The sequence below is a fragment of the Pseudonocardia thermophila genome (genome assembly GCF_900142365.1).
Lineage (GTDB): Bacteria > Actinomycetota > Actinomycetes > Mycobacteriales > Pseudonocardiaceae > Pseudonocardia > Pseudonocardia thermophila.
On the sequence record NZ_FRAP01000009.1, the window covers coordinates 32051 to 48363 of the forward strand.

Annotated in this window: 16 protein-coding genes; 9 read left to right on the plus strand and 7 right to left on the minus strand. The window is 72.8% G+C overall.

All coding sequences use genetic code 11. The features are described from left to right. Window positions 1-61 precede the first annotated feature (61 nt). On the minus strand, window positions 62-1423 hold the full coding sequence (locus BUE41_RS13100) for a ferredoxin reductase family protein (protein ID WP_084754895.1): 1362 nt from the start codon (window positions 1421-1423) through the stop codon (window positions 62-64). A gap of 529 nt (window positions 1424-1952) precedes the next feature. Between BUE41_RS13100 and BUE41_RS13105 the strand changes: the two genes are divergently transcribed. After that, entirely contained in the window at window positions 1953-2492 is a 540-nt protein-coding gene (locus tag BUE41_RS13105; RefSeq protein WP_073457362.1) for a COG4315 family predicted lipoprotein, read from the plus strand. Between the two features lies 1 nt (window position 2493). Here BUE41_RS13105 and BUE41_RS13110 read toward each other — a convergent pair whose 3' ends face one another. Next, entirely contained in the window at window positions 2494-3603 is a 1110-nt protein-coding gene (locus BUE41_RS13110) for a carbohydrate kinase family protein (protein WP_073457499.1), read from the minus strand. A 192-nt stretch (window positions 3604-3795) separates the two neighbouring features. On the opposite strand from BUE41_RS13110, the gene BUE41_RS13115 reads away from it, so the two are divergent. Then, entirely contained in the window at window positions 3796-4584 is a 789-nt protein-coding gene (locus BUE41_RS13115) for a DeoR/GlpR family DNA-binding transcription regulator (protein ID WP_073457500.1), read from the plus strand. Continuing rightward, on the plus strand, window positions 4581-5903 hold the full coding sequence (locus BUE41_RS13120) for a family 4 glycosyl hydrolase (RefSeq protein ID WP_073457363.1): 1323 nt from the start codon (window positions 4581-4583) through the stop codon (window positions 5901-5903). The genes BUE41_RS13115 and BUE41_RS13120 overlap by 4 nt, the downstream gene beginning before the upstream one ends. 305 nt (window positions 5904-6208) lie before the next feature. Here the strand turns inward: BUE41_RS13120 and BUE41_RS13125 are convergent, their stop codons facing one another. Further along, window positions 6209-7408 (minus strand): cytochrome P450, encoded by a 1200-nt coding sequence (locus BUE41_RS13125; RefSeq protein ID WP_073457364.1) that lies wholly within the window; start codon window positions 7406-7408, stop codon window positions 6209-6211. Window positions 7409-7506: 98 nt separating this feature from the next. After that, window positions 7507-8592, minus strand: a complete 1086-nt coding sequence (locus tag BUE41_RS13130; RefSeq protein WP_200803881.1) for a DNA polymerase domain-containing protein — start codon at window positions 8590-8592, stop codon at window positions 7507-7509. Between the two features lie 37 nt (window positions 8593-8629). On the opposite strand from BUE41_RS13130, the gene BUE41_RS13135 reads away from it, so the two are divergent. After that, window positions 8630-8935, plus strand: coding sequence for a hypothetical protein (locus tag BUE41_RS13135; RefSeq protein ID WP_073457366.1), 306 nt, complete (start codon window positions 8630-8632; stop codon window positions 8933-8935). Between the two features lie 39 nt (window positions 8936-8974). Continuing rightward, a complete protein-coding gene (msrB, locus tag BUE41_RS13140) occupies window positions 8975-9394 on the plus strand; it encodes a peptide-methionine (R)-S-oxide reductase MsrB (RefSeq protein WP_073457367.1) in 420 nt (139 codons plus the stop codon). A 491-nt stretch (window positions 9395-9885) separates the two neighbouring features. Here msrB and hemQ read toward each other — a convergent pair whose 3' ends face one another. Continuing rightward, on the minus strand, window positions 9886-10581 hold the full coding sequence (gene hemQ, locus BUE41_RS13145; RefSeq protein WP_073457368.1) for a hydrogen peroxide-dependent heme synthase: 696 nt from the start codon (window positions 10579-10581) through the stop codon (window positions 9886-9888). 53 nt (window positions 10582-10634) lie between these two features. On the opposite strand from hemQ, the gene BUE41_RS13150 reads away from it, so the two are divergent. After that, window positions 10635-11702 (plus strand): serine hydrolase domain-containing protein, encoded by a 1068-nt coding sequence (locus BUE41_RS13150; RefSeq protein ID WP_143172130.1) that lies wholly within the window; start codon window positions 10635-10637, stop codon window positions 11700-11702. Window positions 11703-11706: 4 nt separating this feature from the next. On the opposite strand, the gene BUE41_RS13155 is transcribed toward BUE41_RS13150, so the two are convergent. Further along, window positions 11707-12327, minus strand: a complete 621-nt coding sequence (locus BUE41_RS13155; RefSeq protein WP_073457369.1) for an L-threonylcarbamoyladenylate synthase — start codon at window positions 12325-12327, stop codon at window positions 11707-11709. Between the two features lie 296 nt (window positions 12328-12623). On the opposite strand from BUE41_RS13155, the gene BUE41_RS13160 reads away from it, so the two are divergent. From BUE41_RS13160 to BUE41_RS13170, 3 genes are read left to right on the plus strand one after another with little or no spacing between them, the layout of a single operon-like run. After that, complete coding sequence (locus BUE41_RS13160; protein ID WP_084754956.1) at window positions 12624-13553, plus strand: polyphosphate polymerase domain-containing protein; 930 nt, start codon at window positions 12624-12626, stop codon at window positions 13551-13553. Next, the gene (locus BUE41_RS13165) at window positions 13550-14230 is read left to right on the plus strand and encodes a DUF4956 domain-containing protein (RefSeq protein WP_073457370.1); all 681 of its coding nucleotides are present in this window, start codon (window positions 13550-13552) and stop codon (window positions 14228-14230) included. Before BUE41_RS13160 ends, BUE41_RS13165 begins: the two co-directional genes overlap by 4 nt. Next, entirely contained in the window at window positions 14227-15846 is a 1620-nt protein-coding gene (locus tag BUE41_RS13170) for a CotH kinase family protein (RefSeq protein ID WP_073457371.1), read from the plus strand. The genes BUE41_RS13165 and BUE41_RS13170 overlap by 4 nt, the downstream gene beginning before the upstream one ends. Here the strand turns inward: BUE41_RS13170 and BUE41_RS13175 are convergent. Beyond that, the gene (locus tag BUE41_RS13175; protein ID WP_073457372.1) at window positions 15830-16309 is read right to left on the minus strand and encodes a dihydrofolate reductase; all 480 of its coding nucleotides are present in this window, start codon (window positions 16307-16309) and stop codon (window positions 15830-15832) included. The two genes, BUE41_RS13170 and BUE41_RS13175, sit on opposite strands and share 17 nt — an antisense overlap. Window positions 16310-16313 lie beyond the last annotated feature (4 nt).

A 16313-nucleotide genomic window follows, 5' to 3' on the forward strand; every position in this document is an offset into this window, starting at 1 on the left:
CGGCGGGGGAGCGTCCCGGAGGTTCGAGCCGGTACGGGGGGTCTCCGGCTCGGACGTGTGGTCAGACGAAGTCGAACAGCTCGGTGTGCACGCGCGCGGGCGCGACGTCGAGCGCATCGAGCACGTCGAGCGCGTCGTTCACGAGCCCGGGCGGGCCGCAGATGAAGTAGTCGAGGTCGTCGGGCCGGTCGACGGTGCGCAGCACCATCGCGAACAGCCCGACGCTGAGCCCGCCGATGGGGCCGTCCCAGCCCTCACGCGGCCGGCGCAGCACCTCGGTGACCTCGAGATCCAGGGTGGCGCGCAGGAACCCGAGCTCCTCGCGGAACAGCAGGTCCTCCGGTGAGCTCGCGACCACGATCAGCCGGTAGGGGCGCCGGTCGCCGCGGTCGGCCGCGGTGCGCAGCATGCTCATCATCGGGGTGATGCCCACGCCGCCCGCGATCAGGACGAACCCGCTGCACGCGCCGATGTCGCTGGTGAACGCGCCGTGCGGGCCGTCGACCCAGACCGGGCTCCCGGGGGGCAGAGCCCGGATGGCGCTCGTGAAGTCACCGGCGTGGCGGATCGTGAACTCGGTGCTGCCGTCGTGCGCGCTGGAGGCGATCGTGAACGGGTGCTCCTCGGCGGTGATGCTGCGCCGCAGCCGGATCCAGGCGAACTGACCGGGCGCGAACTCCCAGCCGCCGCCGATGCCCGGGTGCCGCGGCTGCAGGACCAGCGTGGAGACGGTGGGGCTCTCGGGCCGCACCTCGCGCACGAGGAACTCGGTGGTGGGGTCGAGCAGGGAGCGCCACACCCACCGGTAGAGCACGACGCCCGCGACGGCCACCAGCAGCAGCGCGAACACGCAGAACATCGCGATGTTGCGGATGGAGTGATCGAGCCACCACACGTGCAGCGCCCCGGTGATGGTCGCGAACCCGGCGAGCCCGATGTGGGTGAACCGCCACACGTCGTACGGGATGCGCAACCGCTTCCGCAGTGCCGCCGCGCCGGTGAGCGCCAGCAGCGACAGCGTCGACAGCGTCGCCGCGATGGCCCGGTCGGGCGCGGTCGGCAGGTGGAACAGGCCGAGGTTGGCCGGGTCCAGCGCCACGACGAAGGCGATGTGGACCAGCGTCAGCACCGCTGTCGAGATGCCGAGGAAGCGGTGCACCTCGATCACGCTCTCGATGCCGAACGCCCGGTTCAGCGACCGGATGCGGCTGGGCACGATCACCGCGCAGACCAGCGCGGTCAGGGCGAAGAACCCGGTGACGTCCGACAGCCGGGTCCACAGCGGGGCCGGCGGGGACACCGCCAGCCACAGCAGCGCCGGCCCGGCGATCACGACGCCGAGCGCCGCGAGCCAGGCGACGCGGACCCACTGGTCCTGCTGTGCCTGGGGGTCGGCGGACGCGCCGAGGGGTGGCGAGCTCATGTGGCCGACCGTATGAGCGGTTTTCCGAGGGGGGTTGCGAACCTGAGAGCCCCGTAAGCCCGAAGCCGCCCGAGACGCGACGAGCGGTCGATCGTTGATCCGTCCGGACCAGCGATTGCTCCGAACGCAACAACGCAGGTCTCAGGAAGCGAACCGCCGCGGTCGGTCGTCCCGCGCCCCACGCTCGTTCATCGATCCACCCACAGTGACCGACCGGTCGTCGTACGGTGAACGGGCGACGGCCGGGGAGACGGCGCGTTCGAGCGGACGAGCGGCAGATCGCGGTTCCTGAGAGCAGAGCTCGGCGTTCGGCTCCGGATCGCTGCTCCGAGCGGTCGAATCGACGTCCGTCCGGCGCGTTCCGGCGGCCGTGCGGCGGCGACCCCCCTCAGACCGGCAACCCGGGCGGCAGAAGATCCTTACTCTTCGGGGTCGGGTCGCAGCCCGCGCCAATTCCGCCCCCCGACGCGGGATGCGACCCGGCTTCCGCTCTCCTGCACTCCATCACCCCCGCGAAAGCTGCCCAGCCATGTCTCGTCATCGTCATCGGGCACCGCACCCACGGACCGGCGGGATCATCGGCGGGATCGTCGGCGGTGCCGCCACCGCGCTCGGGCTGCTGCTCGTGACGGCGGCGTGCGGCTCGACGCTGCAGACCGTGCCCGCGCGCGAGGCCCCGCCCATCTCCGGCGCGGTCCCGCAGCGGGTCACGACGGGACTCGCGACCGCAGTCACGGCGCTCGGCTCCGTCGTCACCGTCGACGGGTACACGGTCTACCGGTTCGACCAGGACAGTGCCGACCCGTCGCGGTCGACGTGCACCGGGGAGTGCGCGAAGCAGTGGCCACCGGTGCTCGGCGACGGGCTGCCGAGGCTGACCGGGGTGCCCGCCGAGCAGGTCGGAACCGTCGGCCGGCCGGACGGCACCCAGCAGCTCACGCTGAACGGCTGGCCGCTCTACCGCTACGCCGGGGACGCCGCGCCCGGTGACGTGGAGGGGGACGGCGTCGGCGGCGTCTGGCACGCGGTCGAGGTGGACGGGGAGCCGCACCCCGCCCACGGCCCCTGAGTCAGGCCGGGCGGGTCAGATCGGCCTGGCGCGCGATCGTTGCGGCCGCCCGACGCACTCCGCACACGTGGGTGGTCGGCACGACGTCGTCGAGGAAGCCGTAGCGGTTGCGCAGGCACTGCGCGTCCGGATCGCCGGCCGCAGCCCGGGCCCGCACACCGAACCACCAGTCGCGGATGTCGCCCCAGCCGGGCGCGGCGAGCGAGCCACCGAACTCGTGCACGGCCAGCGCCGCCGCCAGGCCGGCGAACAGCAGCCGGTGGGTGAGCGGCCAGCCGGCGAGGGTGCCGACGACGAACGCCGCGCCGAACACGTCGCCCGCGCCGGTCGGGTCGAGCGCGTCGACGGGCAGGGCGGGCACCGCGACCTCCTCACCGGTCGAGGCGTCCAGCGCGATCGCGCCGTCGGCGCCGCAGGTGACCACGGCGAGCGGGACGTGCCGGGCCAGCGCCCGCACCGCCTCCTGCGGAGTGTCGGTGCGGGTGTAGGCACGGGCCTCGACGTCGTTGGGCAGGAACGCGTCGCAGCCGGAGAGCGAGGCGAGCAGGGCCGGGTCCCAGGCACCGGTCGGGTCCCAGCCGGCGTCGGCGAAGACCATCGCACCGCGCTCGCGGGCGGGGCCGACCCAGTCGGGCAGCAGCGCGTCCGCAGAGCGTTCGCCGATCGTGGTCAGCACCGCGCGCGCCGGCGGCGGGTCCCCGACCAGCTCGGCCGTGGAGATGGGCAGCTCGTGCCCATGGGTGACCATGGACCGGTCCCGGTCGACGGCCATCGAGACCGTGACCGGGGAGTGCCAGCCGGCGAACCTCCTGGACCGGGAGAGGTCGACGCGTTCCTGGTCCTCGAGGGTGCGCCAGCAGAAGTCGGCGTAGACGTCGTCGCCGAAGCCGGCGGCGAGGCTGGTGCGCAGGCCGAGCCGGGACGCGGCGACGGCGAGGTTGGCGATCCCGCCGGGGCAGGACGCCATGCCGGCCGCCCACACCTCGGTGCCGGGCTTCGGCGGGTGGGGCAGGCCGGTGAACACGATGTCGAGGAACACCGTGCCCGACATCAGCACGTCGATCGCGGGATCGCCCGGTGCTCGCAGCTCGGCGAGCGGGTCCCACGACATGGGGTCGTGGGGCGCGGCGAACGGATCCGCATCGGCGGGTGCCGCTGCGCCGCTCACGGTGTCGCTCACGTCGGGATCTCACTCTCACGTGCAGGATGTCCGGTTCCGCCACAGTGCCCCTCGGCTGCGCGGAAATCAACCGATGCGCGCAAGAACACGCAGGAATGCGCACAGATGCGCTACGGTGCTCACGTGCTCCCAGCCAGCCGGCACAGCGAGATCCTCAGGATCGTGCAGTCGTCCGGCATCGTCTCGGTGGAGACGCTCGCCTGCGGGCTGAACGTGAGCCCGTCCACGATCCGCCGCGACCTGCAGGCCCTCGAGGCCAGCGGCGCCCTGCGCCGGGTGCACGGCGGGGCGCTGCCCTGCCCCCGGCCGTCCGGCGACGGTGACCACGCGGTCGGCCACCCGGCTGGCACGGTGTCCGTCGCGGACGCCGCGGCGGAGGCGAAGGAGCGGATCGCGCGCTGCGCCGCCGAGCTCGTGCAGGACGGCGACGTCGTGCTGATCGACATCGGCACGACGACCGCGCGGCTGGCGGCGCGCCTGCGCGACCGGCGGGTCACCGTGATCACCTCCAGCCTCGCGGTGGTCGACGTGCTGCGCGACGCCGACGACGTCGACCTGCTCGTGCTGGGCGGGGTGCTGCGGCGCAACCACCTGTCGTTCGTCGGGAGCCTCACCGAGCAGGCGCTGCGCGAGGTGCGGGCGCGCTGGCTGTTCCTCGGGGCCAGCGGGGTGCGGCCGGACGGCACGGTGATGGACACGACGCTGGTGGAGGTGCCGGTGAAGCAGACGATGATCGCGGCGGCTGAGCGGACGGCGCTGCTCGCCGACCGCGGGAAGTTCCCCGGGACCGGGGTCTCCCCCGTCTGCGGGCCGGACGCGGTCGACGTCCTCGTGACCGACGCGGCGGACGGCGAGCCATCCGACTGCCTCGCCTCCGCGCTCGCCGCGTTCCGCTCGGTGCGGCACGCATGAAGCTCACGATCCTGGGCGGCGGCGGGTTCCGGGTACCGCTCGTGCACGGGGCGCTGACCGCCGACTGCGGGGTGTCGGAAGTCGTGCTGCACGACGTCGACGCGCGGCGGCTCGCCGCCATCGGCGCGGTGCTCGCCGGGCGGCCGGGCCCGCCCGTGCGGACGACGACCGATCTCGACGACGCGCTGGCCGGCGCCCGGTTCGTCTTCTCGGCGGTGCGGGTGGACGGACTCGCCGGCCGCACGATCGACGAGCGGGTGGCGCTGGAGCTCGGCGTGCTCGGCCAGGAGACGGTCGGTCCGGGCGGGATCGCCTACGGGTTGCGGACGGTGCCGGTCGCACTGGACGTCGCGCGGCGGGTCGCGGCGCTGGCGCCCGGCGCGTGGGTCATCTCGTTCACCAACCCGGCCGGGATGATCACGGAGGCGATGCAGCGGGTGCTCGGCGACCGGGTCGTCGGGATCTGCGACTCCCCCGTCGGCCTGGCGGCGCGGGCCGCCCGCGCACTCGGGATCAGCGGCCCGGTCGTGCCCGACTACGTGGGGCTCAACCACCTCGGCTGGCTGCGCGGGCTGTCCGTCGACGGCGTCGACCGGCTGCCGGAACTGCTCGCGGACGACGCCCGCCTCACCCGGATCGAGGAGGCGCGGTTGCTCGGTCCAGCGTGGGTCCGCGCTCTCGGGGCGCTGCCCAACGAGTACCTGTACTACTTCTACCGGAACCGGGAGGCGGTGGCCGCGATCCGCTCGGCGCCGCAGACCCGCGGCGAGTACCTGTGCGAGCAGCAGGAACGGTTCTACGCCGCAGCAGCCGCCGACCCGGCCTCGGCGTGGGAGCTGTGGACGGCGACCCGCGCCGAACGGGACGCCAGCTACATGGCGGAGAGCCGCGAAGCCGCCGGGGCCGGGGAACGCGACGCCGTCGACGTCGAGACGGGCGGGTACCAGCAAGTTGCGGTCGCGCTCATGCGGGCCCTCTCCGGCGGCCCGCCCACCACGCTGATCCTGAACGTCCGCAACGGCTCCGCGGTGCCCGGGATGCCGCCCGAAGCGGTGGTGGAGGTGCCCTGCCTCGTCGGGCCGCACGGCGTCACCCCCCTGGCCACCCGCCCGCTCCCGTTGGGGATGCTCGGGCTGATGCAGCAGGTGAAGGCTGTCGAGCAGGACACGATCGAGGCCGCGGTGACCGGCTCGGCCGACCTGGCCCTGCGCGCGTTCGCCGGCCACCCGCTCGTCGACTCGGTGGGAGTGGCGGAGCAGCTGCTGGCGGAGTACCGGACGCAGTTGCCCGGGGTGGCGGCGGTGCTGGGTGCAGCGTGATCACGGCCGGGGTGCCGTGACTCCCGCGTTCGGTGCCGCGAGTCCCGCACCCGGTCGCGCGAGTCGCCCGAACGGTCGCGCGAGTCGCGCGTAGCGGCCGGCGAGTTTCGCATCCCGTACAGCGTGACGTGCGCACGGGCACCCGAGTGACACGGTCGAGTCCGCGTCGAGAACGAGGTTGTGATGGACTGAATCGATCCGAAATCGCCACAACCTCGTTCTCGACACGACTTCGCCCGACCGTTCGCGGGTCTCGCCGGCCGGAACGCAGGGACTCGCCCCGGAGCGGCCCGCCGGCGCGAGCCTCACCAGGTCACTTCCAGCCGCTCCAGCCCGAAGACGAAGTGGAACGCCCGGAACGGGGCGTCGGCGGGATCGCCGGCGAGCGCGAGCCGTGGGAAGCGCCGCACCAACGCCGGGAACGCGATGGTCATCTCCACGCGGGCGAGCGGGGCGCCGAGGCAGTGATGCACCCCGTGGCCGAACGCGACGTGGCCGATGGCGCCGCGGCGCACGTCGAGGCGGTCGGGGTCGTCGACGAACGCGGGATCGCGGTCGGCCGCGGGTAGCGACAGGATGATCATCGCGCCGGCCGGGATCGCCACCCCGCCGATCTCGGTGTCGGCGACCGCGAAGCGCGGCAGGCCGCTGTGCACGATCGACAGCCACCGCAGCAGCTCCTCGACGGCCGGTCCGACGGCGTCCGGCTCGTCCCGGACGATCGCGAGCTGGTCGGGGTGCTGCAGCAGCGCGAACGTGCCGAGCCCCAGCATGTTCGACGTGGTCTCGTGCCCGGCCTCCAGGAGCAGGTTCGCGATGCCGACCAGCTCGTCCTGGGTCAGCTCCGCACCGTGCTCGCGCACGAGCATGCCGATCAGATCGTCGCCGGGATCAGTGCGGGCCGCGGTGACCAGGCCGTCCATGTAGATGCGGCTCTCGTGAGCCAGCGCCGTTCGTTCCCGCGGCGGCAGGGACATGTCGAGCTGGCGGGACGTGCGCGCCTGGAACCCGGCGCGGTCGACGTACGGCACCCCGAGCAGCTCGCAGATCACCAGCGACGGGAGCGGCAGCGCGAACGCGCTCACCAGTTCGGCCGGGGCGCCGGCCTGCTCCATCGCGTCGAGGTGGTCGTCGACGACCTCGGCGATGCGCGGCTCCAGCCGCCGGATGCGGCGCACCGTGAACTCGGGCGCGAGCATCCGCCGCAGCCGGTGCTGCTCGGGCGGGTCCATCGCGAGCAGGTTGCCCGCCCGGGCTTGCGCGACCTCCTCCGGCGACCGGTCGTCGAACTCGGCGAGCCGGGCCGGGCGCCGGTTGGAGAACCGGGCGGGATCGGTGAGCACCTCGCGGACGTCGTCGTACCGGGTGACGAGGAAGGCGTCGATCCCGTACGGGTTCCCGAGCCGCAGGACCCGCTCGTCCTCGCGGATCCTGCGCAGCGCAGCGACGGGTTCGATGCCGTCGCGCTGCATGTAGATCGGCATCTGCGGCGCTGCCTGCGTCATCTCGGTCCCCCGACCCTCGCAGCGGTGTGACGCAGACGACGCTACCGATCGGGCCCGGCGCGATCCTTCCCGTTTCCTCAGAACGGACGATCCGGGCGTCAGCGGTCGGCGATGCGGTTGCCGTGCTCGTCCCAGTGCGCGGCCACCTTCTTCGACGGCTGCACGCGCGGGGGCTCGCCGGGCATCTTCGGGTAGTCGGGCGGGAAGGGCATCTCGCCGCCGGGCAGGGTCTCCCACAGGTGCAGCAGCGGCTCCAGCGGGCTGGGGTGCTCGTCCATGTCGGCCCACGGGTCACCGTGGGACTCGAGCAGCTCGGGGGCGCTGAACACGGTGAACTCGCGCGGATCGGTGAGCTCGGCCAGCCGGTCCCACGTCAGCGGCATGCTCACCGGGGCACCCGGCCGGGCTCGCGGGCTCCACGCGCTGGCGATCGTGCGGTCGCGGTTGTTCTGGTTGAAGTCGAGGAACACCCGCTCGCCGCGCTCCTCCTTCCACCACGCCGTGGTGACCCCGCCGTCGCGGCGCTCCAGCTCGCGGCCGAACCCGATCGCTGCGTGGCGGACGTCCTCGAAGGTGTGCCTCGGCTCGATCCGCACGTAGATGTGGATGCCGCGGCTGCCGCTCGTCTTCGGGTAGCCGCGCAGGCCCAGCTCCTCCAGCAGCTCCCGGGCGACGAGCGCGACACGCCGGACGTCGGTGAAGGTGACGCCGGGTTGCGGGTCGAGGTCGAGGCGCAGCTCGTCGGGGTGATCGACGTCGGGGCGCCGCACCGGCCACGGGTGGAGGGTCAGCGTGCCCATCTGCGCCGCCCACACGAGCGCAGCCGGCTCGGTGGGGCACAGCTCCTCGGCGGTGCGGCCCGAGGGGAAGGCGATGCGGACGGTCTCGATCCAGTCGGGCGCGCCCTTGGGCAGCCGCTTCTGGTAGAAGCCGTCGCCGTCGTCGCCGTGGCCGGTGGACAGCCGCATGCCCTCCCGGTAGCCGTTCGGCCAGCGCTCCATGGCGGTGGGCCGGTCGCGGATCGTGCGCATCAGCGCGTCGGCGACCTTGACGAAGTACTCGCAGACCTGCAGCTTCGTAACCGCCGGCGTGCGGTCGGTTGCCTCGTAGATGACGCGGTCGGGGTTGGTCACGCGCACCTCGCGCTCCCCGGCCGTCACCGTTGCCGCCGGTGTCTTCGCCACGGGGTGCACGCTACCGCGCCGGCCGTACACTGCCCGCATGATCGAGCGCCGCGACCCGGACCGCGGTGCCCGGTCGCGCCGGTTCGACGACGAGCTGCTCGGGCTGGATCCCGACGATCCCGAGGCGCAGGCGTTCGCCGCGCACCTGGACCGGATGGCCGACGACCGGCCCGAGTACACCGTCGAGGGCTACCTGCACGGGGTCAGCCGGTTCGCCGACTCCGCCAACCGGGCCAGCGGGTGGCGGCGCGGCACCGCCGTGCTGGTCTGCGCCCTGCTGCTGGCGATCGTGGCGTGGGTGGTGTGGGACGCGCTGACCTTCGTGATCACGACGTTCTGGTGACGGCCTGTGCCCGGGCCGCCGGGTCCGTAGGCTGGGAGCATGGACACCGAACCTGCCGCGAAGGTCGTCAAGACCGAGGAGGAGTGGCGGGCCCAGCTGACCCCCGCCGAGTACGAGGTGCTGCGCCGGGCCGGCACCGAGCGCCCGTTCACCGGCGAGTACGTCGACACCAAGACCGAGGGGATCTACACCTGCCGGGCCTGCGGAGCCGAGCTGTTCCGCAGCGACGCGAAGTTCGACTCCCACTGCGGCTGGCCGTCGTTCTTCACCCCGCTGGCCGGGGACGCGGTGATCGAACGGCCCGACTACAGCCTGGGCATGAAGCGCACCGAGGTCATCTGCGCGGCCTGCCACAGCCACCTCGGGCACGTCTTCGAGGGCGAGGGCTACCCCACCCCCACCGACCTGCGGTACTGCATCAACTCGATCTCGCTGCGGCTGGTGCCGAAGGAGGGCTGACCAGCTCGGCCGCGCACGGCGGGCCCGGTGCTCGAGCCAGGCGGGCATCCGCCGTGAGCAGCGTGGCGCCCAGGCGCTCCGCCAGAGCCGAGCACCCGGCGACGTGGTGGCTGAGCTCGTGGCGCAGCTCCCCGGCGCCTGCGCGAGCGCAGTGCGGCTGCTGCGCTGGTCGACCGGACGCCGAGGAGGCGCAGCGCTCCGGCGGCGCGAAGCTCCGGCACCCTGCCGGCAGCGGCGCGACGGCGCAGATCGACCTCGACCTCGATGAGGTCCGGTGCGGGATGGCCGCGCGAAACCCGGCGAGCAGCGCAGGTGCGTCGGGCTCGGTCGGCGCCTCCACCGCCGCAGCCGGATCGGCGCCGATCCGCGCTGCTGCGCAGCTCGACGTCGCCGCGACTGGTGCCGGAGGAGCTGGGCGCCGAGCGTCGAGGACGACCCGCGTGATCACGACACCCTGTTGATCACGGCAACGTCGTTCTCGACGCGGCACGTCACGGAAGCGTCGCCACCAGCGCCCCGGGCTCGACCCGCGGCCCGGTGAAGAACGGGATCTCGTGCCGGACGTGCCGGCGCGCCTCCGTGGCCCGCAGGTCGCGCATGAGGTCGACGATGCGGTCGAGCTTGTCGGACTCGAACGCGAGGATCCACTCGTAGTCGCCGAGCGCGAACGCCGGCACGGTGTTGGCGCGCACGTCCGGGTAGCCGCGGCCCGCCTTGCCGTGCTCGACGAGCATCTGGCGCCGCTCGTCGTCCGGCAGCAGGTACCAGTCGTAGGAGCGCACGAACGGGTAGACGCAGACGTAGCCCTTCGGTTCCTCGCCCGCCAGGAACGCTGGGATGTGGCTCTTGTTGAACTCCGCGGGCCGGTGCAGCGCCGCCGCGCTCCACACGGCCTCGCTCGCGCGGCCGAGCGCGGTGGTGCGGCGCAGATCGGAGTACGCGGCCTGCAGCGCCTCGATGTTGTCGGCGTGCCACCAGATCATGTAGTCGGCGTCGGCCCGCATGCCGGCGACGTCGTAGACGCCGCGGACGACCACGCCCTTGCCGGCCAGGGCGTCGAGGAAGGCGGAGAACTCGGCGGCGGTGTCGGCGCGGTCCTCCCCCAGTACCCCGGGCCGGGCCCGGAACACCGACCACATGGCGTACCGGATCGTGCTGTTGAGCTGGTCGTAGTCGAGGCGGGCCATACGGCCATCGTAGGGCGGCGATGAGTTCGTGCAGGATTCGCGGTCGAAACGTCATGGACATCTCACCGCTGCGCGCCGTCGTGGCGGCGCACGGGCAGCCCGCGGTGGTCGCGCTGGCCCGCGGCACCGAGATCGCGGTCGACGCCCAGGGCGGCTACTCGCCCGACACCGTCGTCCGCATCGCCTCGCTCTCCAAGCCGATCGTGGCCACGGCGGCCCTGGTGCTGGTCGCCGACGGCGTGCTCGACCTCGACGACCCGATCACCGACCTGCTCCCCGAGCTGGCCGATCGGCGCGTCCTGAACCGCCCCGACGGGCCGCTCGACGACACCGTGCCCGCCGACCGCGCGATCACCCTGCGCGACCTGCTCACGCTGACCTGGGGGTTCGGCATCGATCCCGCCCTGCGCCCGGACGCCCCGATCGTCCGGGCGGCCGCCGAGCTGGAGCTACGGATCGGACCGCCGCTGCCGCCCGTCCCGTTCGGGCCCGACGAGTGGCTCGCCCGCCTCGCCACGCTGCCGCTGCTGCACCAGCCCGGCGCCCGCTGGACCTACGACACCGGCTCCGACGTCCTCGGGGTGCTGCACGCCCGCGCCACGGGCACGCCCCTCCCCGAGCTGCTCGCCGAGCGCGTGTTCATCCCGCTCGGCATGACGCGCACGGCGTTCCACGCGGCCGGCCTGCCGCCGCTGTACGAGCGCGGCCCGGACGGCCTGGTCGTGGTGGACCCGGCGGACGGTGCGTGGAGCCGCCCACCGGCGTTCCCGCGCGCCTCCGGAGGACTCGTGTCGACCGCGGCGGACCTGCTCGCGTTCACCGGTGTACTCGCCCGTAGCGGCGGTGACCTGCTGCCGCCTCAGCTGTTCGCGGAGATGACCACCGACCAGCTCACCCCCGCGCAGAAGGGCTCGGTGATCCTCGGCGAGCGCGGCTGGGGCTTCGGCCTGTCCGTCTACGGGCAGTCCCGCATCGGGTGGGCCGGCGGCACCGGCACGTACTGGTTCACCGATCTGCGCCGCGGCACCACCGCGCTGCTGCTGACGCAGTGCATGTTCGGCCCCGACAGCGACGCGCTGGTCGGGGCCTTCGAACGGGTGGCGAGCGAGGTGCTGACCTGACGGCCTACTGGAACCGGCTCGGGTCCCCCGCCCCCACCCGGACGATCTCCGGCTCGTCACCCGACAGGTCGACGACGGTGGTCGGCTCGGTGCCGCACTCCCCCGAGTCGATCACGGCGTCGACGAGGTGGTCGAGCTCCTCCTTGATCTCCCACCCCTGGGTGAGCGGCTCTTCGTGGTCCGGAAGCAGCAGCGTCGACGACAGCAGCGGCTCGCCGAGCGTCTCCAGCAGCGCCCGCACCACCGCATGATCGGGGATGCGCACGCCGACCGTCTTCTTCTTCGGGTGCAGCAGCCGCCTCGGCACCTCCTTCGTGGCCGGCAGGATGAACGTGTACTGCCCCGGTGTCGACGCCTTCACCAGCCGGAACACCGAGTTCGACACGACCACGAAGTGGCCGAGCTGGGCGAAGTCCCGGCAGACGAGCGTGAAGTGGTGCCGGTCGTCGAGCTGGCGGATCTCGCGGATCCGTTCCAGGCCCTTCGCGTTGCCGAGCTGGCAGCCGAGGGCGTAGCAGGAGTCGGTCGGATAGGCGACGAGGCCGCCGTCCCGGATCAGGTCGACGACCTGACCGATCGCGCGGCGCTGCGGATCGACGGGGTGCACATCGAAGTACCGGGCCATGAAGGCGGAGCATAAGGCTCCGGACACTCTCCGTGCTCGGTTCGGCGCCCGTCCTCGGCGCTCGGGCGCCGAACGGCGTTCCCCCGGCTCGGCGGGCGCCCCTCGTCGCGGCATCGCACCGACCCGACGTACCTGTGCAGTTCGTATGAAGGGTGATCATGTCGTTGCGCGCCGATCCGGGCGCCGGGGAACCTGAGCCTCGGGCTGACGCGCACCTGACCGCGGGGCAGCGCGTCGCCGAACCCCGGTGAACGAGGTCGGCCCGCACGGGCCGACGGTGAGGAGTGCGCACGGCGATGCCCCCGTTCCGGCGTCGATCACGCGCGTCCCGCTCCGGCCGCCCGTCCGCGGCGCCGGCGGACGCGCCCACGGCCGCGCCGACGCAGACCCCGGTGCCGGCCGACCGGTCCACCGCACTGCGGGCGCCTACCCCGCTGCACGCGTTCAACCGCTACGAGCTCAAGTACCTCGTTCCCGAGTCCCGGGTCCCCGAGGTCCGCGAGCACCTGCGGCAGCGGATGGACGCCGACCGGCACGCCCACCGCGGTGGCTACGACGTGATCTCCCTGTACTACGACTCGATCGCTCTGAGGTTCTACTGGGAGAAGATCGAGGGCCTGCGGTTCCGCCGCAAGCTGCGCATCCGCCACTACGGCGACCGATCGACGATCACCGACGACTCCCCGGTGTACGTCGAGATCAAGCAACGGGTCAACCGGGTCACGCAGAAGCGCCGCGTCGGGATGCCCTACCACCTCGCCCGCAGGCTGTGCGACGGCCGCGAGGAGATCCCGCACGATCCGCGCCAGCGCGCGTTCCTCGACGAGGTGCTCGGCCTGATCGTCGAGAACGACCTGCGCCCGATCGCGACCACCGCCTACCAGCGCGAACCGTTCGTCGGCCGGGGAATCGACCTCGGCCTGCGGGTCACGCTCGACCACCGCGTCCGCGGCCGCGACCGCGACTTCCACCTCGGTGCCGACGCCGAGGACCGCTTCACGATCCCGCCGCACCTGGCGGTCATGGAGATCAAGGCCGACGAGCGCGTGCCGTACTGGGTCACCGACCTGACCGCCGCGCTCAACCTCCAGGTCGTGCGGATCTCGAAGTACTGCCAGACGATCGAGGCCTTCGGCAAGGCGCCCCGGTCCGCCTTCCACATCCCCGAGGACCTCGACCTCGAAGCCCCGACCACCGCCGTGCCGAGGAGCGCCGCACCGTCATGAACCCGTTCCAGTTCGAGGACCTGTCGGGCACGTTCAGCGCGTTCGACGTCGCCGCCGCGCTGGGCCTCGCCCTGGTCCTGAGCCTGCTGATCGCCTGGACCTACCGGGCGACCCACCGCAACATCTCCTACAGCCAGTCCTACGTCCAGACGCTGGTCGTCCTGGGCATGCTGATCGCGCTGATCATGCTCGTGGTCGGCTCGAACATCGCCAGGGCGTTCGCGCTGGTCGGCGCGCTGTCGGTGGTGCGGTTCCGCAACGCGATCAAGGAGACCCGCGACGTCGGGTTCATCTTCCTCGTCATGGGTGTCGGCATGGCCTGCGGCACCCGCTTCTACCTGCTGGCCGTCACCGCCACGATCGCCATCTGCCTGGTCATCCTGCTGATGCACCGGTTCGACCTGTTCCGCCTGAACGTGCAGCGACAGGTGGTCAAGGTGCAGGTGCCGCCGGACCACGACCGCACCGCGGTGATCGCCGACGTCCTCATCCGCTGCACCACGGAGTTCGAGCTGGTCAGCACGGAGTCGATCCGCGGCGGCGCGCTGACGGAGCTGTTCTACACGGTGCGGCTGAAGAAGGGCGTCAGCCCCGGTGACCTGGTCGCGGCGCTGCGCGAGCACAACGCGGGCCAGCGCGTGGCCGTCCTGACCGGATACGACCAGACGGACCTGTGACGACCTCGACGGACACCCCACCGCCGCCGGAGCGGCGGTGGGTGCACCGACTGCCGGTCAAGCTGCGCCAGCACTGGCGGCCGCTGGCGCTGTTCGTCGCGCTCCTCGTGGTCACGACGGGGGTGTTCGGGTCGAGCCGGGTCGTCCCGTACGTCACCGGCGACGACCGCTACGCGCCCCCGGTCGTCACGCAGGACATCGCCGGGACCCGCGACCTGTTCGACGCGTCCGTGGCCCACGAGATCCGGCTGACGTTCAGCGACGAGGACTACGAGCGGATCCTCCAGGAGTGGTACGACGAGGGCGAGAAGGCCTACCTGGCGGCCGAGCTCGTCGTCGACGGAGTGCGGATCGACAGCGTCGGCGTGCGCCTCAAGGGCAACTCCACCCTGATGTCGCTGCGCGACCCGAACGCCGATCCCACCGAGCAGCGCGGGCCGGGCGCCGTGCCGTTCCGCGGCGGCCGACCGCCCGAGGGGGCCGCGCCACCACCCGACGCCGGTGGTGGCGGGTTCCGCGGGCCCGGCGGCATCGCGCTCTCCGCCGAGGAACCGGAGCACCTGCCCTGGCTGATCAGCTTCGACGAGTTCGTCGAGGGTCGCCGCTACCAGGGCCGCAGCGAGATCGCGGTGCGCCCGGCGAGCGCGAGCTCCACGGTCGCGCTCAACGAGGCCGTCGCGCTGTCGCTGGTGAACGAGTCCGGCCAGGTCGGCCAGCAGTTCGCGTACGCCCGCTTCGTGGTCAACGACCGCCCGGCGACCACCCGGCTGGTCATCGAGCACCCGGACGAGGCCTGGACCGAGCGGTTCGGCGCGACCGGGGTGCTCTACAAGAGCCGCGCCTCGAGCTCGTTCACCGACCAGGGCGACGACCCTACCGAGTACCGGGACGACTTCGAGCAGATCAACCGGGTCGGCAGCCAGGACCTGCAACCGGTGATCAACCTGATCAAGTGGGTGGCGTCCGCGTCGGACGAGGAGTTCACCGCCGAGCTGGGCGAACACGTCGACATCGAGTCGCTCGCCCGCTACCTGGCCACGCAGAACCTGCTGCTGAACGTCGACGACATGTCCGGGCCGGGCCGCAACTACTACCTCTGGTACGACCTGGACCGGCGGACGTTCGAGGTCGTCACGTGGGACCTCAACCTCGCGTTCAGCGGGAACGCGACGGCGGGCCCGAACGACGCGATCGACCCGGGCGGCGTGCGCGGTCCCGGCGGCACGGGCGCCCCGCCCCAGGCGGGCGGAGTGCCCCCGGCCGGTGCCGCTCCAGGTGGGCGGTTCCCCGGCGAACCACGGGGCGGTGGGCCCCGAACCGGTGCCCAGCCGGGTGGTCGCGGACCGATGATGATGAGCCACCCGCTCAAGGAGCGGTTCCTGGCGAACGCGCGGTTCAAGGCCGCCTACGAGCAGGCCTACGAAGAGCTGTACCAGCAGCTGTACGCAGGCGGTGCGGCGATCGCGGCGCTCGACCGGGCCACGGCCGCAGCCCTCGCCGTCGCCGACCCGACCCACCTCGCCGCGATCCAGCAGGAGTCCGACGCGCTGCGCCGGCTGCTGGAGCAGCGCGCGGCCGCTCTCGCCGTCGACCCGTTGCTCAGCGCCGCGTCGTGACGGAGGTGCGCCAGCTGAGGAACCGGTACTGCAGACCGGTCGTGGACTCCTGCCACTCCCCCACCACGTCCGGCGGGCGGCCGACCTCCGGAGCGTAGGTGTCGCCGTCGAACACCTCACGGATCTCGGTCACCTCGATGCGGTCGGCAAGCGGGAGCGCCGCCGCGTAGACCGACGCGCCGCCGATCACCCACACGTCGCCGGTGGCGGCGGCGAGGGCGGCGTCGAGATCGGGGAAGGTCTCGGCGCCGTCCTGCGGTGTTCGGGAGAGCACCAGGTTGCGCCGCCCGGGCAGCGGTCGCAACCGCGGCGGCAGCGACTCCCACGTGCGCCGGCCCATGACGACGGTCGCGCCGGCGGTCACCGCCTTGAAGTGGGCGAGGTCCTCGGGCAGGTGCCAGGGCAGGGTGCCGCCGCGGCCGATGACCCCGTTCGCCGACTGCGCCCAGATCAGCCCGATCACGCCG